Source organism: uncultured Microscilla sp. (assembly GCF_947493425.1).
In the GTDB taxonomy this organism is placed as follows: Bacteria; Bacteroidota; Bacteroidia; order Cytophagales; family Microscillaceae; genus Microscilla.
Genome location: NZ_CANLRP010000053.1, coordinates 1 through 22,183 on the forward strand (window position 1 = coordinate 1; position 22,183 = coordinate 22,183).

General features: G+C 43.8%; 14 protein-coding genes and 1 CRISPR repeat array. Of the genes, 5 read left to right on the forward strand and 9 right to left on the reverse strand.

Annotated elements, in window-relative coordinates:
• Positions 1 to 106: 106 nt before the first annotated feature.
• The 7 genes from cmr6 to cmr1 form a co-directional block, all read right to left on the reverse strand.
• Positions 107 to 1,318: a type III-B CRISPR module RAMP protein Cmr6 gene (cmr6, locus tag Q0954_RS15140; RefSeq protein WP_299458251.1), complete on the reverse strand. Its 1,212-nt coding sequence runs from the start codon at positions 1,316 to 1,318 to the stop codon at positions 107 to 109.
• A complete protein-coding gene (cmr5, locus tag Q0954_RS15145; protein WP_299458253.1) occupies positions 1,296 to 1,721 on the reverse strand; it encodes a type III-B CRISPR module-associated protein Cmr5 in 426 nt (141 codons plus the stop codon). Before cmr5 ends, cmr6 begins: the two co-directional genes overlap by 23 nt.
• Positions 1,718 to 2,740 carry a type III-B CRISPR module RAMP protein Cmr4 gene (gene cmr4, locus Q0954_RS15150; RefSeq protein ID WP_299458255.1) on the reverse strand — a complete coding sequence of 341 codons (1,023 nt, stop codon included), beginning with the start codon at positions 2,738 to 2,740 and terminating at the stop codon, positions 1,718 to 1,720. The genes cmr5 and cmr4 overlap by 4 nt, the downstream gene beginning before the upstream one ends.
• Before the next feature lie 27 nt (positions 2,741 to 2,767).
• Positions 2,768 to 3,454: a hypothetical protein gene (locus Q0954_RS15155; protein WP_299458257.1), complete on the reverse strand. Its 687-nt coding sequence runs from the start codon at positions 3,452 to 3,454 to the stop codon at positions 2,768 to 2,770.
• A gap of 406 nt (positions 3,455 to 3,860) precedes the next feature.
• Positions 3,861 to 5,012 carry a type III-B CRISPR module-associated protein Cmr3 gene (locus tag Q0954_RS15160; RefSeq protein ID WP_299458259.1) on the reverse strand — a complete coding sequence of 384 codons (1,152 nt, stop codon included), beginning with the start codon at positions 5,010 to 5,012 and terminating at the stop codon, positions 3,861 to 3,863.
• Positions 5,013 to 5,022: 10 nt separating this feature from the next.
• Complete coding sequence (gene cas10 / locus Q0954_RS15165) at positions 5,023 to 6,837, reverse strand: type III-B CRISPR-associated protein Cas10/Cmr2 (protein ID WP_299458260.1); 1,815 nt, start codon at positions 6,835 to 6,837, stop codon at positions 5,023 to 5,025.
• A complete protein-coding gene (cmr1, locus tag Q0954_RS15170; protein ID WP_299458261.1) occupies positions 6,834 to 7,745 on the reverse strand; it encodes a type III-B CRISPR module RAMP protein Cmr1 in 912 nt (303 codons plus the stop codon). The genes cas10 and cmr1 overlap by 4 nt, the downstream gene beginning before the upstream one ends.
• Before the next feature lie 204 nt (positions 7,746 to 7,949).
• Between cmr1 and Q0954_RS15175 the strand changes: the two genes are divergently transcribed.
• From Q0954_RS15175 to Q0954_RS15190, 4 genes are all read left to right on the forward strand, one after another.
• Complete coding sequence (locus Q0954_RS15175; protein WP_299458263.1) at positions 7,950 to 10,883, forward strand: pentapeptide repeat-containing protein; 2,934 nt, start codon at positions 7,950 to 7,952, stop codon at positions 10,881 to 10,883.
• 159 nt (positions 10,884 to 11,042) lie between these two features.
• Positions 11,043 to 12,440 carry a 3' terminal RNA ribose 2'-O-methyltransferase Hen1 gene (locus tag Q0954_RS15180; RefSeq protein ID WP_299458266.1) on the forward strand — a complete coding sequence of 466 codons (1,398 nt, stop codon included), beginning with the start codon at positions 11,043 to 11,045 and terminating at the stop codon, positions 12,438 to 12,440.
• A gap of 4 nt (positions 12,441 to 12,444) precedes the next feature.
• On the forward strand, positions 12,445 to 15,021 hold the full coding sequence (locus Q0954_RS15185) for a polynucleotide kinase-phosphatase (RefSeq protein ID WP_299458269.1): 2,577 nt from the start codon (positions 12,445 to 12,447) through the stop codon (positions 15,019 to 15,021).
• Between the two features lie 1,075 nt (positions 15,022 to 16,096).
• Positions 16,097 to 17,161: a CRISPR direct-repeat array (repeat unit 37 nt; unit sequence GTTTCAATCCTTGTTTTAATGGATGTTGCTCTGAAAG).
• A gap of 497 nt (positions 17,162 to 17,658) precedes the next feature.
• Positions 17,659 to 17,940, forward strand: a complete 282-nt coding sequence (locus Q0954_RS15190) for a hypothetical protein (protein WP_299458271.1) — start codon at positions 17,659 to 17,661, stop codon at positions 17,938 to 17,940.
• Between the two features lie 16 nt (positions 17,941 to 17,956).
• Here Q0954_RS15190 and Q0954_RS15195 read toward each other — a convergent pair whose 3' ends face one another.
• Both Q0954_RS15195 and pruA read right to left on the reverse strand, forming a co-directional pair.
• On the reverse strand, positions 17,957 to 18,778 hold the full coding sequence (locus Q0954_RS15195) for a hypothetical protein (protein ID WP_299458274.1): 822 nt from the start codon (positions 18,776 to 18,778) through the stop codon (positions 17,957 to 17,959).
• A gap of 493 nt (positions 18,779 to 19,271) precedes the next feature.
• The gene (gene pruA, locus Q0954_RS15200; protein WP_299458276.1) at positions 19,272 to 20,909 is read right to left on the reverse strand and encodes an L-glutamate gamma-semialdehyde dehydrogenase; all 1,638 of its coding nucleotides are present in this window, start codon (positions 20,907 to 20,909) and stop codon (positions 19,272 to 19,274) included.
• Positions 20,910 to 21,461: 552 nt separating this feature from the next.
• Between pruA and Q0954_RS15205 the strand changes: the two genes are divergently transcribed.
• On the forward strand, positions 21,462 to 22,136 hold the full coding sequence (locus tag Q0954_RS15205) for a VWA domain-containing protein (RefSeq protein ID WP_002698871.1): 675 nt from the start codon (positions 21,462 to 21,464) through the stop codon (positions 22,134 to 22,136).
• The last annotated feature ends 47 nt before the right edge of the window (positions 22,137 to 22,183 follow it).

Genomic DNA, 22,183 nt, shown 5'->3' on the forward strand with positions numbered 1-22,183 from the left:
CCCAACAGCAGCGGGTTTTTCAAACATAAGTATCGGTTCGCCTTGCTCAGGTGGATGCGTCAGCACTCCCGACTCCCGACTCCCAACTATCGACTAAAATAAACCATCAACCAGACATATACCCATAACCCACCGCTGTTTTAGCCCCAATACCCTGTTGGGTGAGCGCTTGTTTGAGCCAAGTAGCAGCTTGCGCCAAAAGCTTTTGGTGCGTGGTGGTGCTTTGGCGTATGCCTAATACAAACTGAAACTTAAGTGGGGTAGACTTAGCCCCTGCTGTTTGCCTGCCCACTGTCAAAAAAGGAAGAGGGATAGGATTGTGATAGTCAGCGGGGGCTACCTTGGCATCCCTTGGTTTTTCGCTATAATAATCGCTGTAATGCGGGTTCATAATGTCTACCTCCAGCGTAGGCTCGGCACAAGGAAAAGCATCGAAAAAGACCACCTTCCCCTGCCGGGCTTCTTTGTGCATACTTTCTTCGTCACCGCCAAACACGTCGCAAAAAGTTTTGTCTTGTAAGGCAAGCTTTTCGGCCTCCCCTTCGCTTGGTTGGCTGCCGTGTTTTGCCGTATTTGCTTCAGTATCCTCTAAATACTGCGACCGAATAACCCAACTCCGCACCACCCCTTTGATACTACTTGCTGGAATGTAGGGAATGCCATACACATGGTGCAAAGTCATAGAGGTCTCGTATACACTTGCCTGCCCCAAACCCACCACCAACCGCCCATCTACGGGCATAGAGTAGGGGGTGACTTCAGCACATAAGCCCTTTGCCAAGGCAAGGTGTTTTTGGCAGTTTTGGGCAAAATTGAAGTGGCCAAAGTTGGGTTTGATTTTACGAATTAGCTTTCCCCCCTTAGTTTCAAAAAACTTAAACTTTCCTTCTTTTTTGTCAAAATAAGCAAGCTTGTTTAGCTTCAGGTGAAAATTGTCAGGGTCGTCCAACAGCGTGTTTTTAGTACAGGTTGGTACAAATGTTTCAAATAATTCATAACTATCTTTAGACTGCTCTTGCCTGGCAAGCATTGCCTCGTGTTTTTCTTTAAATTCTTTTTGAGATTTTTTCCTGTCTGCTTCTCTTCTCTTTTCTTCATCTGCTGCTTGAGCAGTTGCCAACAAATCAGCCAGCGGGGTTAATTTTTCCTGGGTAGCCTCTATAGTTATGGACAGCACTTGAGCCTCTTTATCCACCTCAAACTCACACCATTTGTTTTTATGCTGTTTGGTCAAGGCAAACCCCTTGGGGTAAAATTTCTGCTTTGGAACTTCTATTCGAAAAACCCCTTGATTATTAAGCTTTATTTTTCCTCTCATTGTCTTTTTGTTTATCCAAACCTTTTGCAAAACGACGCAACCAAGTCAAAAACGCCAGCACCTCTATAGTCAGCGTTTTGTAATCTGCCGTATCGAGCTGGGTTATTTTTTCCGCAAAACCCATTACATCTTTTATTTGAGACATATCAACTACTGCATTTACTGGACTCTGTTGCAGCCAACTTAAAATGTCTAAACAAATATGCTTGTGCACAGGCTTATTGCTGGCAAAAAATGCTATAGCAGCCCCCAAGCCATTGGTTTTGATGAGGGTGGGCAATCGGGTAGTTTGAGGCTCATAAGTCTCATTAATACCTTTGGTTTGCATGCCTTTTTGGGCACACTCAAAAGCAAAAGCCGCCCGCCCTTGCTCCAGCGTAGTTCTCAACGTTTGTTGGCTCATTGTTTGGCCGCTCCTTTCTCTGCTTTTTTAGCAGTTGCCATGTTCATTAACCTGGTTCTTACAATACCCTTACCCAAGGTAGCATTGCCACCTATTTGCATCACCCCAGGCAAGTTTTCTTTCAAAAAATTGAGTACCTCCGCTTCTTTCATCTTATCTGTTTGTTTGCTAAACTCCGGTGCCACCAACGCCAAGGTATACAGCACACTTTCGGCGGGCAGGTATTCTTCGGTAAAAAGCTGTCCTTGTTCTACCGTGCCCGTATCGCTATTTATTTTAGTGCGGGTAATCACCTCCGTGCTCAGGTTTACAAAATCCCTGAAATCGTCATTAGGCAATACCACCACGTCGTGTTTTACCTTTTGTTGGCTAAACCCCTGGCTTGCCTGAAAAACATGTTCAGAAAGCCACTCGCAAAATTGAGAAGTGTCCTTGTCAGCCCTTATCCCAAAGGCGTACTCCTCTAATACCACATTGAGCCCATCTTTGCCGGGCAGCGTCAGGTTTGAGGTTTCGGGCACCAATCCAGCCCCTTTGGGTATTGCAATACCCTCTACCCCCGCCAGCTCCATATCCAGGGCAAACTGCTGCAATACCTGGGGGCAAGTGATCCAGGCAAAGACGCCCTTCATCGACTTGACCGGAAACAACAACAAGCGGGCATCGGCAAAACCCACACAGCCCGAAAACTCGTTATTGAGTTGGTTCTTTTTATCCGTAAAACATTGCTTTAAAGCTTCTTTTTGGGCGGTATCCAGACTGCCATCGTCATAACCAAAAATACGCTGTATTTTGGTGTCAGGGGCATTCCAGCTGGCAAACTTAGCTACTTCTTGCCTGCCTACTCTGCGCTCTATAGCTTCCCGAAAACTTCCCTTAAGGGTACTGCCCTCCATTTTAGGAAAGCCGGTGTGTTTTTCTCGCTGAATGGGCAAGTCTACTACGCCCAACTCCGACCCGCTTCCGGCGTGGGTGGGCGTTTCACAGGTCAAAAACAAAGGATTTGCTGTTCTGTACATGGTATTTTGAATCTTTTTTTAAAGTGATTATTTTATTAAACTTTTTAAATCATATTTTATAAGAGGAGTGCTTGCGAGTGAGTGCTGTTCGTCATACATATACAACAACCCTACGTCTCTGGCATACGCCAACAAAGTAACCATAGGAATGATTGCCTTGTATCCTGCCGTGATGTTTAGCATACATATATCCCCTGCCTTCTTTGCCAGGTTAACTTCATTATCTAACACTTGGCGTAGATTCCACAATCCAGCCTCGTAGTCGTTGCCCTGTTTAAAATTGAGGTTCTTGACAATGTGCCTGCTTTTACTTTGAGCGTCAAAAGGATGAGTTTTTTCAGGAGGTAATTCAAAATGCACTTTGGTTATATTGGTATGATTTTCTGCAAACCATTGTTTTACCAAAACAGCAGCCAATACCGACAATGTTGTGTCAGTGGCAAGCAAATGAACCTCAATGGTTTGGTTGGTTTGCTCAGCAATTTTTAAAATGCTCCCCACCTCTGCACTGCACCTGTCTTTTTGCCAAAACCTTTTCTGTTTGGTCACTTTAGCGCTCAGTTTTTTTGTTTTATTTCCCAAATGATACCACTCAGCAAAAGTGGGCAACTGCTCGGCAAGGTTTTCAAACTCGATGAACCTATCCGTCGTACATTTCTGAAAATTTTCAAACAAAGAAGTACCTACAAACGTGATGAGTTTCAATTTTTTCATAAGATTATTTTTCAATTTTAGCCTTTAAAGAAGTCTCTACTGGCCATCGATTTCAACTAAAAAAATCATAACCTATTGAAAATAAGTGTACTATGAATTTGTTAGTTGCCGATGGAACAAGGTGTACCCAGAACCTAGTGCCTTATAGAGACTTCTAACTACGATTTTTGTAAATAACTGAAAATCAGTGTGATACAAAAGCGTGGTTACTTGTGAACCGAATCTATTTCTAAATCCCGATTCATTTCATCGGGGCAGCTTGCTGTGATGAGCTCAACGGAGTTAAACAAGGTGTAGCACCGATATTCATCGGTATCTAAGGACTTGCGACTTGTCGCACCGATATGCATCGGTATCCAAGGACTTGAAGCACCGATATGCATCGGCATCTAAGGACTTGCCCCTGTCAAGGCTGTGGACTATTTTTAGTGTGTATAAATAAAGCAAGCCCAAAACCCTCGTTTGCCCTTTGGTCGGACAATGAAGCGGGGCTAAATTTTTGTTGCAACAGTGGCGCATCCTCGGCGTTTGCCAAACGGAAATAATACACCGCCCCCGCAGGCACTGCCTTCAGCATGGGCTTGGGCAATTTGGCTTGCATATCAAACCCACCCACGGGCACAGGCTTGCCAGTAGCTGCCGCCAATAGTTCTACCTCCACCATTTTTTGGGGGGCAATCGTCAGTGTTCCTCTACCTGTGGTGGGGTTGATAGAGGCAGGACACCACCCATTATCAAACAAGGCAGGGGTGAGCAAAACCAACTTAAAAATGCCTTGCCCTTCTATCGCTTGCGAGGGTAGGTTGATGGTTGGTTCAAACACTTCATAAGCCACTGCTTTGCTCTCGCCCCCAAGCCTGAAAAAGCCCTTGGCAGGGAGGTGATCCATTGCAGGTAAACCCTCAAAATCGATGATTATAGAAAGCCTTTCAAAAGTTGCATCAACATTTGGAGCTTCCCCCTCCTTGACAGGGTCAAAGGCAGGGCGTACCATACCCACCCTATAGAGCAAACCTTCGCGAGTAGAATTGGTGATTTTGCTCCGTCCTATGCCTACTTTGGGCTCAACGTGTACATACCTTGCCCAAGGCTTTATTTCGCCAGATGCCTCATTCAACATTGCATAGTCTTCTAAGGCATCCAGGCTTATCATTCCTTCTACATTTTCTACTTGTATATTTTTGGGTGGGACAAGGCCACTGCTCAAAGGGTAACTCGTGCCTTTTATTTCTTGGGGCAAATCTTTTAAGCAAAGTAAATGAAACCTGGGTCTATACGCTTTTTTTTCCTTCACATAATCCAGTGGATTCACCAAGTGCCATTCATCCTCCATAAAAAAGTAAATTCCTTTGATTATGAGCTCTTTAGTTGGATCATTATCTTGTCCTGCTTTGTCCATTTCGTGCGGGTGCAACGAAAAGTAGAGGCTGCGCAAGGCACCGTACAACACGCCAGGACTAGGCGGAAACAAGCCTTCTGCCCAGGTTTCTTCGCCCAGCGAAAAGGGCTTGCCATCGCGGAAAAACAAGGTGTCTAAAGCATCAATCTTTATTTTCATGGTCAATGAGTTATTCGGAATTTCGGCTGATAAAATCAGCAATGTGTAAACTGTGGATAAAGTTGCGAACAGGTTGATTTTGAAATGACGAAGCATCATAAAGGCTTTCTAAAGCTTCTAAAACCCTGTTTAAAACCCCTTCAGAAGTGTCTTGTGCCTTGGCTCTCTCCAGTAAGCGCCTCATTTCGGTAAACAAGGCTTTTGGTAAAGGTTTTATAATCTTGGGCGACTTGACCCCTGCCAACTGAAGTAATTCTTGAGAAAGGTTGAAAATAAACTTATTAGAAAACTGATCCTTGCTTAAGCTTTCGGCAATTAATCCTATGTCCAGCCAATGTTTAGGGGTTGAGGCTTCGGCCGAATCGTTCCACTTAAACACCGCCTCTTGCACCTCGCCCGAATGCCTCATAGCCGCAATAGCAAAGGCGTTACGGTCACCTTTTTCTTTGGCGAGGGTTTCCATCTGGCGGACTTTTTTGAGCACCTCGGCAAAGGGCGCCTTGTAATGGGCAAGTACGATACCCGCCGAAAAATGCAACAACTCGCCCGACTCGGCATATTGGTCTTGCACGGGGGTGCTTACTTTTTCTAGAAACAAATCACGCAACTCCTGCACTACCTCAAACAAATGGCTCAAGTTGATAAATCCCAAAAAATCGTCGCCCCCGGCGTATGCCACTTGCCCGTTGTGGTGTTCAGGACATAATACTTGCCTGGTGTCAGCTGCATATTGCAACAACAATTGAGAAAAAGCTTTATGAAAGTCGAGTAGTTTTTCGCCTTGGTAAGTGCTCTTTAGTTTATCGCCAGATAGCCAACTACCCATTTGGTCTACATCAAACATCAACACTGCGTAGTATTTCTGAAAGGTGAGCCCCTTTTGGGTAAAGTCAGCGGCTACCTTTTGGTGTTGTAGGCGGGCGTTTGCCAGTTGGTCGGCACAAAGCACCTGTTTACTGGTGAGGTTTTCTTCAAAAAAGAATTGGTGGCCAAAAGATGTCCAATCATCATTTTTTCCAATGTTTACTTGTTTACCCTCCAGCAATCCGAAAAACTTGCTATACTCTTCAACAACTTCAGGAGTGGCTTGGCGCAACGACTCCAGCAAAGCCACCTTTGCCGTAGAAGGAAACTTCTCAAAATGCCCTGCTTCTTGTTTGTAAAACCTTTTCAAAAAACTCACCGCACTCAAGCCTTCGTTGGCATCTACTATATTGGGAGGCAAGGTCTTAGCACCAGGATTCCACCTATTGAGGTAACGCGGGTTGGTTCCTTTACCAAAAAACACCGCGTTGCGCTCCCCGTCCAGGCTGCACTTACGCCCTTGTTCGCCCAGTTGCTTCGCATAGTCATATTGGGCAAAAGTGCGCAGGTTTTTGGCAATGCCCAGGTTTTCTTCAATGTCTTTAAAGCCTTGAGCGTAGCCATCTTTGGGCAAGCGCTGCACCACCCAATGTATTTGCAAGTGTTGGGCTATTTGTTCGTCAAAACCAAGTGGTTTGGTTCTATTACCCAAAGCCTCGTTTGCCTTTTGGCGAAAAGCCTCCCGCACCGCTTGAGCTACCCCAGTGCCAAAGGCTTGACAAGTGTCTTGGTCTAGAGTTAGCCAAGCTATAAAACGGTTGGGCAAACTTTGGGCATCGTCAAGCCCTTGTTGGGTTTTGACATAAGGAAAAACCACATTTTGAGCCCCAACTACCTCAATGGCCACTTTTGTCAATTCTGAGAGTAGGGTACTGCCCGCATACAAGTCACGGGTTTTGCGGGCTTGGGCTATAAACGATTGTACCGGACCAATGGTGAAAATGAATAGGTATTGGTTCATAGAATATGGTGTTGGAATTGTTCCTGAATAGCTTCTTGTTTTGAGGTGCTTTGCGTGGTGTTTAAGGTAGTAATCACCGGCAACAAACCTTTGGGCGAGTCGATGGCTGACACAAACACGGGCGAGGCAAGACGTTTTTTCTCCATAGCATACCCTATGGCATTTTGGTAGTCTCGCGAGTTGTTATTAGAGGCTTGTACTGCGCTGGTGGCAAAGCCTATTTTTTTGAGCAAATTTGGATGCACCACCTTGCCCAGGCGTATTTTTTTGATGTAAGGAAAGTTAGCCCTGCCTTCTCCTTCCTGACACTGCAGCGCATTGTTTTGGAGTTGCAAGCTTTGCCCTGTTACCTCAATGTATAGCTGTTGGATGCTTGCCAACGAAGGGTTTGTTTGAAAAAGAGCCACAGGGTTTAGCCCGGTTTGGGTGCGGGTAATTTTAAAACTTCCAAAACCCCGGCGGGCTCTTTTGCCCAAAGCCCCCAGCATAGACACCAACCCAAACAAGTTTTGTAACGCTTGTACATCAAACTTTTTTCCATTGATTGTAGCGATTTTATAAAAAGTAAACTGCAACCGAAACGTGGTGCCCGCTGGAATGGCTGATAGCTTAAACCTAGCAGCTTCTTTGTGAGGCAAGGGGCTTACTTTGGTGATTTCTGTAGAGCTAAACTGTTGCCTTAGGTCAAGCACCCTCAGCGAGAAAGTACTTCGTTGCTCGGTGCTCCCAAAAATGATCCCCTCTTGCTCCTTAAGTTGGGCAAGAGGTAAGTGTCCATGCAAGGCACGCCACCAAAAGCGCAACACCCCTTTGACGCTGGCGGGGCGTAGTTCGGGCGTGGAGCCATCTGCCCCATGCAAAAACATGGGTGTAATGGTTTGGCAGGTAAAAGTGATGGTGTTTGTCATAGAGTGTTGTTGAGTTTAGATAAATTGGCTGGCCAGGAAGAATGAGGTGGGCAAGTAACACACTTTGTCGCCAAGGTTTATCCTCAGTTCTGATGATTTTTTTGTATCCTCAAAACTGAGGAGGGAAGAGTGAGAGAATCGTTGTATTTTTGCCCAATCGGGGCAAAGAGAGTTCAATGCCTGACAATACAATTGATTTGATTTATGGAGCAGTTTCCTGAGGAGTTTATAAAAGAACTAAAGGCTCAAGTAGCCAACCAGTTTGAAAGCATTGTAAGGTACCGCAAGCTAAAAAACGATGCTATAGACAAGACCCAACGGCAAAGTTATGAAGCTGAAATACAACGATGCATTAAAAATATTGATGAGCTACGCCAAGGCTTCTTACTTAAGATGACAGCTTCTGAGCATACGCCGAGCAATCAGGAGATTTACCAGAAAACTAAAGAAGTGATCAAACAAGTGGCCAAAGTAATTGGCGATAAAAATGTAGTGAATCTGGGAGAAGTCGTCCATCAAATCAATAACTCGCAAATAGGCACCCTCAATATTTACCACTACCACGCTCCGCCTCCGCTGACCCCACAAAATATAGTGGCTTATTATGAGGCAAACAACCAAAAAAATTACCAAGGTGTTATCTTGCATGACCCGCAAGACATGCGTTTGGATCAAATTTATGTAGAACCTTCCTTTAGTAGTCATCACTCGTGTTTGGCAGGCACACCCAACCAATCAGGTAGCATCAGCACTGTTGAGATAAAGGAGTTGGGAAGAACCCACAAGCAAGAAAAGCTTTATTACCATAAAGAAAAACAATTTGTTGGTTTACATCAACCCATCTCAGCCAATGATTTTTTGAAAACAATTTTGCTCGGTGAAAACGATCCCTCCTTTGCTAATAAAGCAGCAGCTCTTCCACAAAAATTCCAGCAATCGCGCTTGTTCTTTTTGCTCGGAATGCCAGGGCAAGGAAAAACCTCGTTTTGTCACCGCTTGTTTTATGACCTCACCACCAGCCAACACCTGAAGCAATATGTGTTTTATGTGCGGTTGCGGGTGTTGCCCGATGAGGTGATTAAAAACCCACAAAAGGTTATTTTTGAAAGAATTGCCCAAACCATCAAAAAACAGGTAAAGAAAGTATCTTTGGATGAAACAGACTTGTGCCATAGCATATTGATTCTTGATGGGTTGGACGAGCTGGCAATGGTTTCGCGCGACAATGAAGATGTTGCCAACGATTTTTGCGGCAAGCTACAGCAATGGGTAGATGACGAATTGTATGACCAAATGAAAATTGTGGTGACTTCTCGTTTGCACTACCTGGATTTTGACAAGGTAAATGGAACACATGCAACTACTTTTATTATGCAGCTAGAGGAGTTTGACCAAGACCAACAAAAGGAGTGGGTAAAAAAGTTTAGCCAAGTCTATCCGAACAAGTTTACGCTGGAGCATTTGGAAGAATATAGTCAAATAGACCCGCGTACTGGCAAACCTAAATACAAAAGTCTTAACGAATTGTTGCGCCTGCCTATTTTGCTCTATTTTATTGCTCAAATAGACGAGCCCTTGACCGAAGATACCACCCGCGCACAAATCTACGAAAAGGTGTTTGAGGTAGTGCTCAAGCGTACTTACGACGATGGTGTACGAGTGCATCATTCTACCCCTCAACAACAACAAGAATACCGTCAGTTTTTGCAAAGCCTTGCTTTTGATATATTTGCTATGGGCACCGATTTTATTCCCAAAGATAAAGTGGACATACCTGAAGGAGTGAGGGAAAACCGACGCCATCTGTTGGCTAATTTTTACTTTAGAGAGTTGCATAACGAAGGCGCGATTGAGTTTTTACATAAGTCGTTGCAAGAGTTTCTTACTGCCGAAAAAGTCAAAGAGGCTTTGCAAGTATTTGCCCAGGCAAGGTATCAAACAGCAGCGTTGACCGATGAGCAAAACAGCGAAATATTTGGGGCTTTGCAAGGCTTGCTTGGACTACATAGATTCAGCGTCGAAATTGCCGATTATTTGGTAGAGCTGCTAGGCGCAGTAGCACCCATCCAACGCCAAAAAATAGCCCATTGTTTGGTGCAGGCATTTCCGTATTTGCTAAAGAATGATTTTGTGTATCAATATGAAAATGCGCCCAACCCGCGTTTGTCTCCCTTAAAGCAAAGTCAGGCATTTTGTTATAATTTTTGGTGGGTACTCAATCATTTGGAAGCGGAGAAAACTTACATATTTGATGAGGGTACTACCAGGCAATGGAATAATTACCTCAAACACACCAGAATCAAAGGTTTGTCTTTGAATCATCAAAGTTTTGAACACGCTGATTTGACGCAAGCTTTTTTACAGGATGCTCTTTTGAAACATGCTGACTTTAGTTTTTGCGAGTTTCCCCAAAGTAATCTTATGGGCGCTCAACTTTATAAAGCTAACTTTCAACAAGCCAGCCTTAATCAAGTCAACTTAGATGGTGCTGACTTAACAGGAGCTAACTTGAAAGACACTGTCCTATCAGCCGCTATTCTTACAGGTGCTAATCTTCAGGGGGCAATTTTGAATAATACTATTTCGGAAAGGTCTTATCTGGGTAGTATCAAGTTAGATGAAGCTAACCTTCGAAATACATCTTTTGTTAAATCAAACCTACTCGAAGCCAGTTTTAAATATGCGGACTTTGAAGAGGCGGTTTTAGACGAAGCTACTCTGAGTCAAGCTAACTTTAATCGTGCTAATTTAATTAAAGCAAGCCTAAAAAACACCAATTTAGCAAAAGCCAACCTACAACAAGCCAACTTAACCGGAGCAACCCTGACAGGGGCTGACCTACAGCAAGCCGATTTGCAAGATGCCAAGCTCATAAATACTAACTTGAGCCATGCTAACTTGCACCTGGCTCAACTCCAAAATGCCCAATTGATAGGTTCCTCGCTTTATGAAACAGACTTATCAGGCAGTGATTTGTCCAGGGCTGTGTTTGAAGGGGTAGACCTCAGCCAAACCTTGTTGGGTGGGGCAACACTCACCAATGCCCTCTTTAGCCAAGTACGCATGACCCAAGCCCAATACGATGATGCCCAAGCCCAACATGCCAAGCTAAACGATGAGACGATTACGATTGTGTAGGGGTGTTTTAGGGGCAAAGGTCTTTTGGAAGATAGGGAAGCCCCTTGGTTTAGTTTGACAAAAGCGCAAAAAAACACAGGTACGCAAAAATACTGCGCAGTCCCCCTTTTAAATTTGTAGCATCAATACAAACGTAAACCATTTGGTACATAAAAAACAATGCTACTTACAATCACTACCACTCATCAGCCCACCACCGATTTGGGATACTTGCTACACAAACACCCCGATAAGTTTCAATCGGTAGCGCTATCTATTGGCAAAGCGCACATTTTTTATCCAGAAAGTACCCCCGAAAAAACAACCGTGGCTTTACTTTTAGACATTGACCCAATAGACATGGTGAGGGGAAGCCGAAACTTGGCAGGCAAAGGCTTTGCTTTGGGGCAATATGTCAACGACCGCCCCTATGTAGCTTCCTCTTTTATGAGCGTAGCCTTGGCAAAGGCTTTTTCTACAGCCATGAATGGTAAATGCAATGCCCGCCCAGCGCTGGTATCGGTTGAAATGCCACTCGTGGTCAGGATAGCCGTATTGCCTGCGCCTGCGGGTGGAGAACAATTGATTCGCAAATTGTTTGAACCATTGGGTTACACCGTTGGGTTGCAGCGCCACACCCTGGATATGCAATTTGCTCAGTGGGGAGAAAGCAAATACTACACTTTAGAGCTGACGCATACCATTGCCCTCAAAGATTTATTGTCGCATTTGTATGTGCTCATTCCCGCCTTAGACAATGATAAACACTATTATGTAAGCCAAGGGGAAATTGATAAATTATTGGACAAAGGCAAGGGTTGGCTAGAAAAACATCCCGCCAAAGAACAAATCACTCGAAGGTACTTGATTAGTCTAGGTTCGCTTGCCAAAGAAGCCTTAAACAGGCTCAACGAAGCGGTAGAGGACAATACAGCAGATGAAGTACCAGAAGAGATAAAACAAAAGAAGCAAACCCTGCATCAGCAACGGCTTGGGCAAGTACTGGAACAACTTAAAAAAGCGGGGGCTAAATCGGTCATTGATTTGGGGTGTGGCGAAGGCAAGTTGTTGAAAATGTTGCTTAAGGAAAAACAGTTTGAGAAAATTGCCGGGATGGATGTGTCTTTTGGTGAGTTGCTCAAAGCCAAAAATAAATTATACTGGGACGAGATGGCACCCAAGCAAAAAGAGCGGATTCAACTTTTTCAAGGTGCATTGACTTATAGAGACAAAAGGCTGGAGGGGTATGATGCGGCGGCATTGGTAGAGGTGATTGAGCATTTAGACGAAAGTCGACTGAAATCGCTGGAAAGAGTGGTGTTTGAACTGGCTCGCCCCCAAACAATGATTATTACCACCCCCAATGCCGAATATAATGTGATGTATGACCACCTGGAGGCAGGGCACATGAGGCATACCGACCACCGCTTTGAATGGACAAGAGAAGCGTTTGAAAGTTGGGCAACTGACCTTGCCAAACGACATAATTATACGGTAAATTTTTTGCCCATAGGCTCAGAAGAACCAGCCATAGGAGCACCGTCACAAATGGGTATTTTTACAATTAAGAAATCATAAAAAAATGGAAATTAATGTACCTGAATTATCATTGGTATTGCTGGTAGGGGCTTCGGGTTCGGGTAAAAGCACCTTTGCCCGTCAGCATTTTGCCCAGTATGAGGTGGTATCGTCCGACGAATGCCGTGCGATGGTGTCGAACAACGAAAACAGCAAGGATGCCACCAACGACGCCTTTGATTTGCTCTATTATATGGTGGGCAAACGCCTCAAGAGAGGCTTGTTGACTGTAGTAGACGCCACCAATGTGCAAGCGTCGTCGCGCAAGGGGTTGGTAGCACTTGCCCGCGAATACCATGTATTGCCCGTAGTCATTGTGTTAGAGCTGTCCCAAAAGGTGTGCGAAGCACGCAATCGGGCAAGGGCAGATCGTGACTTTGGGGGGCATGTGGTTCGCCAACAATTGCAACAACTCAAAAAATCTATCAAAGGGCTCAAAAGAGAGGGCTTTCGTAAGATTTATAGGCTCAAATCTCCCGAAGAAGTAGCAAGCGTTACCAGCATTGGGCGGGAAAAACTCTATAATGATAAAAAACATATTTCGGGACCTTTTGACATCATCGGAGACATTCATGGCTGTTATGACGAAACCGTTGAGTTGCTAGAAAAACTTGGCTACCAACTAGAGGCAACCCAAGACAACGGCAGCAACTTTGGAGTGGAGGTAAGCCATCCTCAAAATCGCCAGGTAATTTTTCTGGGAGACTTGGTAGATAGAGGCCCTGGCTCGCCTGCCGTGTTGAAACTAGTGATGAGTATGGTAAACAGTGGGGTGGCTTGGTGTGTACCTGGCAATCACGACCTCAAGCTGCATAAAAAGCTCAAGGGCAAACAAGTGGCCATTAACCACGGCTTAGCCGAAACCTTGGAACAATTAGCCGCAGAACCACCCGCGTTTATAGCACAGGTCAAAGAGTTTTTGTATGGGTTGGTGAGCCATTATGTGTTTGATGGGGGCAAGCTCGTAGTAGCTCATGCAGGCATCAAAGAAGAAATGCAGGGGAGAGGTTCGGGGGTGGTAAGGGCTTTTTGCCTATATGGTGAAACTACTGGCGAAATTGATGAGTTTGGCTTGCCGGTGCGTTACCACTGGGCAAATGAATACCGAGGCAATGCCAAGGTAGTGTATGGGCATACGCCTGTGCCTGAAGCCGAGTGGTTGAATAAAACCATTGACATTGACACAGGCTGTGTGTTTGGTGGAAAGTTAACGGCTTTGCGTTATCCTGAAGAAACCCTGGTGTCGGTGGCAGCCAAAAAAGTGTACAGCGAGCCTGTGCGCCCATTAGAGCCCAAAAAAGAAGAAGTGCTGAGCCATCAACAGGCGTATGATGACCTACTGGATATAGAAGATGTGACCGGAAAACGAATTGTGCAAACCCGGCTAAGACATAATATCACCATTCAAGAAGAAAACTCCATTTCGGCGTTGGAAGTCATGAGTCGTTTTGCCATCAACCCCAAATGGTTGATTTATTTGCCGCCCACTATGTCGCCTTGTGCCACCAGCGAATTGCCCAACTTTTTAGAACATCCCCAACAAGCCATCAATTATTATAAAAGTCGGGGCGTTGAAAAAATCGTTTGCGAAGAAAAACATATGGGTTCCCGGGTGGTGTTGGTCATTTGCAGAGATGAATCGGTGGCTCAATCTCGCTTTGGCGTCATCAACGAAGGCATCGGGGTAGCCTATACGCGCACAGGAAGAAATTTTTTTACCGATAAAAACCTGGAAGAACAATTTCTACTGCGCGTGAACCAGGCTTTAACCAAGGCTAATTTTTGGGAGGCACATCAGACCAACTGGGTATGTTTAGATACAGAGCTCATGCCTTGGTCGGCAAAAGCCCAAGCTTTGTTGCAAAATCAATACGCCTCGGTGGGGGCATCTGCCGAAAACGCCCTACTTGAGGTCAATCAAGTATTACAACAAGCCATTGATCGTGGCCTGACCGATGCCCAAGATTTGCTGGAGAAGTTTGCCTATAAACAGACAGCCATCAGCAAATATCAACAAGCTTATCGCAATTATTGTTGGGAGGTAAGCTCGGTAGAAGATTATCAACTGGCTCCCTTTCATGTGTTGGCTACCGAAGGAGGAGTACACACGGATAAAAACCATGGGTGGCACATGGAGCAAATCAGCAAAGTTTGCGCGGCTGATCCGCAAATTTTCCGAGCCACCCCTTACCAAGTCATAGACACCCAAAACGAGGCTAGTGTACAAACCGCCATTGATTGGTGGATGGAACTGACGGCTAAAGGAGGTGAAGGAATGGTAGTGAAACCCTACGACTTTGTGGTGTATGGTAGCAAAGAGGGCTTATTGCAGCCTGCCGTAAAGTGCAGAGGGAGCGAATACTTGCGCATTATTTATGGCCCAGAGTATGACTTGCCTGCAAACCTCCAGCGACTTAAAAACCGCGCCTTGGGGCGTAAACGTTCCCTGGCTTTGCGAGCGTTTGCTTTGGGGGTTGAAGCTCTGGAACGTTTTGTCCGCAAAGAGCCTTTGAGACGCGTACACGAATCGGTCTTTGGTGTACTGGCGCTAGAGAGCGAAGAAGTAGACCCTAGGCTGTAAGGGTGGGTTTTGCTCAGGGCGAATTTGACTTTGGTCACATCCAGGACCCAGCACACCAGGCTAAGAGGTATGGCAAAAACTCCTGTTAGCTTTTTAATTGGTGTTTCAAATTCGCAAAAATGATAAATATATTTTGGTACCCCCTCAATATTTGCCCACATCACAGAGGTTTTTAAAACCGCACAGCAAGCAAAGAAAGCAGCCCAAGGTTTCGCTTTGGGAGCAAATGGGCAAGTGTAGCGAGCGAAATCAAGGAAGAAGGGCCAGTAGACGCGTTCCCTTGGGGTTTGTATTATAGCAATGCTCAAGCGCTTGAGTATAGGCTTTGTGAGGGGAATATAGGGTGATTGAGGCGTTTGTTTGCCCCAATATCCTCAAAACTAAGGAGAAAACTCTATGCACAATTAGGGCTTTCTTATAAAAAGCGAGAAACCTCTCTGAAGCTTGCAAAGCACAAGGTTTCGATCGGGCGTGGAGACACTGCCCTCCGAGGACAAGCTCGGAGCAGGTGAGGCGGAAAGTTCTGCCACATCTTTTACACCAAAACTTGTTACGTTTCAATCCTTGTTTTAATGGAAGTTGCTCTTAGATCTGGTAAATTATGTATGCGTTTGGTTTGCCGTAGTGCAGTTTTAATGGAAGTAGCTCTCCTTGCTTTATTACCACCCTCGCCTCGGTTGTGTGTCTTCACCAGAGCCGTCAGGCTACTATTTTTTTACCCCTGAAATATCTTTCAGTGCCCAAGTTTTGGTGACTCGATCAGCGCGTGGGGACACTCGCTGAGGCGGTGACGGTATTTTTTAAGTGATTTTTTACTATGCTCCTCTTAACCTGACGGCTATGGTGTCTTCACCAATTGATAAATCCCGCTACACGGGGGCGATCGAAACCTAAAAAAAAGAGACTCAATGGTTTAGCAAGCAAGAGAGTTTCAATCCTTGTTTTAATGGATGTTGCTCTCCTTGCTTTATTACCACCCTCGCCTCGGTTGTGTGTCTTCACCAATTGATAAATCCCGCTACACGGGAGCGATCGAAACCTAAAAAAGAGACTCAATGGTTTAGCAAGCAAGAGAGTTTCAATCCTTGTTTTAATGGATGTTGCTCTGAAAGATTCTGAATCCATCAATTTAAGTAACAATGTATACAGTTTCAATCCTTGTTTTAATGGATGTTGCTCTGAAAGAGAATGCAAATACTTCTGCACGAGTTTGGGCACTATTAGTTTCAATCCTTGTTTTAATGGATGTTGCTCTGAAAGATAAGCAAAATGACTGAAATGGCACGGGTGAATGGGTTTCAATCCTTGTTTTAATGGATGTTGCTCTGAAAGACTTTTTACATCTCCCGTGCCCCATAAGCCAAGCTTGGTTTCAATCCTTGTTTTAATGGATGTTGCTCTGAAAGCTGTGTTGGCTGCCGTCCAAGTCATCACTACCAAGAAGTTTCAATCCTTGTTTTAATGGATGTTGCTCTGAAAGAATTTGGACTAGCTGGCTTGCCGGATGGTTTTATTGGGTTTCAATCCTTGTTTTAATGGATGTTGCTCTGAAAGTGCGCCGCTTGGTATGTATATCTTCTTGCTCATACTGTTTCAATCCTTGTTTTAATGGATGTTGCTCTGAAAGTACGGGTGCTGCAAAATTTGAAATTTGGGGAATTAAAGTTTCAATCCTTGTTTTAATGGATGTTGCTCTGAAAACTAAAAGAGCACCACCAATGCTCAGGGCGCTATTTCGTTTCAATCCTTGTTTTAATGGATGTTGCTCTGAAAGTTCTTGCTATTTGTTGCTCCAGGTCTTTAGCATGATGTTTCAATCCTTGTTTTAATGGATGTTGCTCTGAAAGTTACCTAACACGTAGTAGTAGTTGATATTGACAATGTTTCAATCCTTGTTTTAATGGATGTTGCTCTGAAAGTTAGGAAGCTTTAACCCAATACACGAAAGCCATTGGAGTTTCAATCCTTGTTTTAATGGATGTTGCTCTGAAAGCCTTGTTACGCAAACTCAAGACAGTGACCTTGATGAGTTTCAATCCTTGTTTTAATGGATGTTGCTCTGAAAGTGTCTATATCAACCTCATAGAGCGTTCGCAAATGCTTGTTTCAATCCTTGTTTTAATGGATGTTGCTCTGAAAGACGTCTTTCTTTGTTATCGGCTAACTATCAGTGAGTTACAGCATAATTACTATAGGCTAAAAATAAAAAAATCAAGAATTCAAAGAGCTTTTAATGCTTGTTTTAGCACATTTTCCGAATAGGTAAGCTGCTCATTTACAAGGGCTTAAAGGCGTGTTTGGTGCCACCACAAATAAATTGCCCTCCGGAAAAGGCGCTACCTGACCAAAACAGGTATTTTAATGATTACAATTTGCATATCTTTTTTTAGATTTGGTAGCTTTTGACAAAATATTTTTATCCTCCGCTGGAGCACATGTCACCCAGTGTTCCCCACCAATACAATTTGCCTCACACAACCAATTGTTTGAAGCCAAGCTTGGGACAATGGATGTGTGTCAGGCAGCTTTACTTTAGACGCCCAAGTATGGCTTTTTGAGTCAAAAAAATCAAATATCATCACTTTTGAGGGTTTTAATACCTGGATAAAGTTGCTTCATAAATATTTATTCACCTCAATGAAAAAGCTTGAAACTTTCCGCCTCGCCTGCTCCGAGTTTGTCCTCGGAGGGCAGCGTCTCCACGCCCGATCGAAACCTTGTGCTTTGCAAGCTTCAGAGAGGTTTCTCACTTTTTATAAGAAAGCCCTATTTTCTTCTTCCCAGACAACAGGTAAAAAGATGAAGGCAAACCAAAGGATTGCAAATAGAAAAATCATGAACGGAAGTGCTCAGAGAAATGTGCTGAGGGTTTTTACCCTGTTGATAGTCAGCATTGGCTTTTTTAGTACAGATCAATGAACACTTCCTGCTATTTTTAAAGGCTCCCAAACTTAAAACTAAGCCCTAGCCCAATGCCCCAAATGCTTATGGTATAATACTCGGCATAAGAGCCGCTAAAACCGAAATAAATTTTGGTGCTTGGGTTGTCTACCAAGGCATATTTAGCCTGCGCATTGATCTCCCAACGAGGCGAGCCCACGGTAGAGTTACGAGCAATGACATAACGAAACTCCGTTCCTAATTTCATTCTGGTTGGAAAAGCATCAAAGCCAGCCGTAAGCTCACTAAAAGTAGGGTTGGGACTGTTTGAGTCTTGTTCGTGGTAGAGTCCCCAGCCGATCCGAAAGTCATAGGCTGGATCTATGATAGGGTTGATTTGTAGCAGTTGTATTTCGTGGGTGGGAAAACTGGTACGGTTGCCTAGCACGGTTTCGGTAAGGTAAGTATACCTATAGTCAAATGATAAAAAGCCCACCCTAAACCGCGCCCTGGGGCGATAAAGGCTTTCTGTACTGGGAACAAAAGTAGCGTCTCCCCCAATTTCAAAGCTGATAGGCACATAAGTACCACCAGTTTCAGCGTTTCGCCGAGCAAACGAGTTAGCCAATATTTCGTTGATAAAAGAAGAGCAAACCGTAGAACCAATGCTACTACACATACTACCGAGTGCATCTCCGGCACAACCCGCCCCGGCATCTCCACAACCCCCTCCACTACTACCCGAACTGGAACGATTGCTTCGATTACCGCTTTTTTCTGACTTGTCTTTTATTTCCCCAATTTTTTGTGCCTGAGCATCCAGTTGAGCCCCGGCTATTAAAAGTGAAATAAATAGAAGTATAGTTTTTTTCATCATGAGTCGATATATTTTGAATCCTGTAGATTTGTAACGTATCAGGCAGAAAAAACAATTCAATATTTTGTGATCAATTTGTTCACCAACACCTTTCCCGGAAAATGTTTTTTAGAATCACCCGGCAAGGGTACCAAAGTTAAATTATAGGCTCAGTTGCCCCAAAAAAACGGTAACAATTTTCAAAAACAGGTGCTAACTAAAAAACTTGGCACCTTGAGGGCGAGCAACCAGACAGACCAGGGTCGAATAAAAAACACTGGCCAAATCAATGACCAGTGTTAGGGGTGTAAGAGTATGTTTAAAAATCATAATCTGGGTTAAAAAAGTGACTTTTACGCGCTGACTTTGTTGATTTTTGCGTCAATAGCTATGGCTATTCACTTAAAAATACGCCTCGCCAGCACAAAAAACTCATCATTTTTAACTCCGAAGACAAAATTTAAACATACTCTAAATGATATTATCAAGTCCTCAGTTACACACATTGGACATACTAAGACTCTTGTAAGAAAGGGTACTTGTAGTCTGTGGGAGGCAATAAGTTTTCTTTTACAGTACGGGGCGACACCCAGCGCAAGAGGTTAATCATTGCTCCGGCTTTGTCATTGGTACCAGAGGCACGTCCACCCCCAAAAGGCTGTTGCCCTACTACTGCACCCGTGGGCTTGTCGTTAATGTAGAAGTTACCCGCAGCCTGGTGCAAACGTTTGGTAGCAAGTTCTGCCGCATAACGGTCTTTAGAGAAGATAGCACCAGTCAAAGCATAAGGCGAAGTTTCGTCTACCAACTTGAGCGTTTCTTCAAACTTCTCAGGGTCATACACATGAATAGTCAATACAGGGCCAAAAATTTCTTCGCACATGGTACGGTATTTAGGGTCATCGGCTCTCAACACAGTAGGCTCAATAAAATAACCCGTAGACTTATCGTGGTTACCGCCTGCAATCAACTCTACTCCAGCGTCTTGTTTAGCCTGGTCTATATAACCCGCAATTTTATCAAAAGCTTTTTCGTCTATCACCGCGTTGATAAAATTGGTAAAGTCTTCAGTACCCCCCATTTTTATCTCGGCAAGGTCAGCTTGCATATGTTTTTTTACATCCTCCCAGATATTGGCAGGAATATAAGCGCGTGATGCCGCCGAACACTTTTGCCCTTGAAACTCAAAAGCACCCCTTACCAAACCAGTAGCAACCTCTTTAGCATTTGCCGATTTGTGAGCTACCACAAAATCTTTACCTCCTGTTTCGCCTACAATGCGGGGGTAAGCTTTGTATTTGGCTATATTTTCACCAATTGTTTTCCATAAGTGTTGGAACACGCCCGTGCTTCCGGTAAAGTGTAGTCCGGCAAAATCGGCGTGGTTAAATACCACATCACCTGCTTCGGGTCCGTCTACATAAATAAGGTTGATCACTCCGTCAGGCAAACCCGCTTCTCTAAACACTTCCATAATTACATTGGCAGCGTAAATTTGAGTTTCAGAAGGTTTCCATACTACAGTGTTACCCATCATAGCTGGAGCGGCTGGCAGGTTTCCGGCAATTGCCGTAAAGTTAAACGGAGTAATGGCAAATATAAACCCTTCCAGCGGACGTTGTTCGGTACGGTTCCAGGTGTTAGGACTACCTGGCACTATAGGCTGTTGATTGTAAATCTCGCCCATATAATGTACATTAAACCTAAGGAAGTCTATAAACTCACAAGCAGCATCTATTTCTGCCTGATAAGCATTCTTTGACTGCCCAAGCATAGTAGCCGCATTGATCTTGGCACGGTAAGGACCTGCAATCAAATCAGCTGCTTTTAAAAAAATAGCCGCACGATGTTCCCAGGCTAAGTTTTCCCAGTTTGTCTTTGCATCTAAAGCCGCTTGAACCGCCTTCTCTGCATGGCTACGGTCTCCATAGTTAAAGTGCCCCAATATGTGTTGGTGATCATGAGGAGGAGATAGCTTCTTTTTGACATTGGTACGAACCAACTCGTTGCCAATGTACATCGGTACGTCAACTTCTTGAGAGCGCAATTCTGCAATGGTAGCCTTGAGTGCTGCTTTTTCGGGTGAACCGGGAGCATAAGACAGTACGGGCTCGTTGGTTGGATAGGGTATACTGAAAAATCCTTTTGACATACTATTATTTAAGTAAATGTTGAAATAATACAAATAAAGACCTTCTGAAGTAAAGCCGTTGATTTTAAAATTGGAGAAAATGCAACTTATTTTATCTGTATCAAGTTAGTATTGTAAAATATTATTTGGTTTAACAGGGATCAAGCTTATATATACACCTCTCAAGCCCAATAAAATTATAGAACCAAACCTGTACGGCGAATTCAATAGGTCAGATTTTGAGATACGAAAATGATCTTATAAATTGTAAGGCGCAACCTTTATGAGAAAAAAAACAGATTTTTGGATAAAATTGTATCGCACATAAAAGCAAGCCAAATTCTGTGCAACTAAAACATCATAAAGACGGTAAGAGTATTATAATGAAGCTTAGTTTCTTCGTAGGTTCACAATGCCAAAATAAACAATTGATTTTTTTAAAAACAGCTAATTATTTAGGCGTTGTTACCAAACAATCAAAAATTTTAAAACTACCCCTTGTTTTGTTTGTCAAGAAGGCATACAAAACACCCAACTTATTAGATAAACTGGTAAAATCTTAAAATATATAATATGGCAGCTAACGATTTTTTAGCCGAAACTCCGGAAAATTTTGAGCAGAAATGTTTGTGTATACTTGTATTGGATGTATCTGGATCGATGATAGGTAACCCCATCCAACAATTAAACGAAGGGCTGCAACGATTTAAACAACAAGTGATGAACGATGAAATAGCCTCTCAACGACTTGAAATATGCATTATTACATTTTCAGGGCGGGTGGCTTGTATTCAAGAACCTTCATTGATTCATAACTTTGAAATGCCCACGCTCAAAGCTGGAGGTTCTACTGCACTGGTAGATGGTTTGCGCCGTGCAATACTAAAAGTAACCACCCGAAAAAACTGGTACAAGCAAACCGGACAACCTTATTACCGTCCGTTTGTAATTATGATTACAGATGGCGAGCCTGACGCCGATCAGGATGTAAAAGGTGTATCACAAGATATTGATATAAGAGTTGACAATAAAGAATTTTTATTTTTCCCAATTGGAGTACAAGATGCCAACATGGACGTATTGAGACAGTTATCGCACCGTAGTACTCCTCCCATGATGTTGCGAGGCTTAAACTTTAATGAGTTTTTCCAGTGGTTGAGCAATAGTGTGAGCGTGATCACTAAATCGAAAGAAGGAGACAAAGTAAACCTTCCCGATACATCAGGTTGGGGACAAATTGCTATCTAAATTATTCATAAGCACTGTAGTATAAAAATATTGGCTTCCGGAGGTAA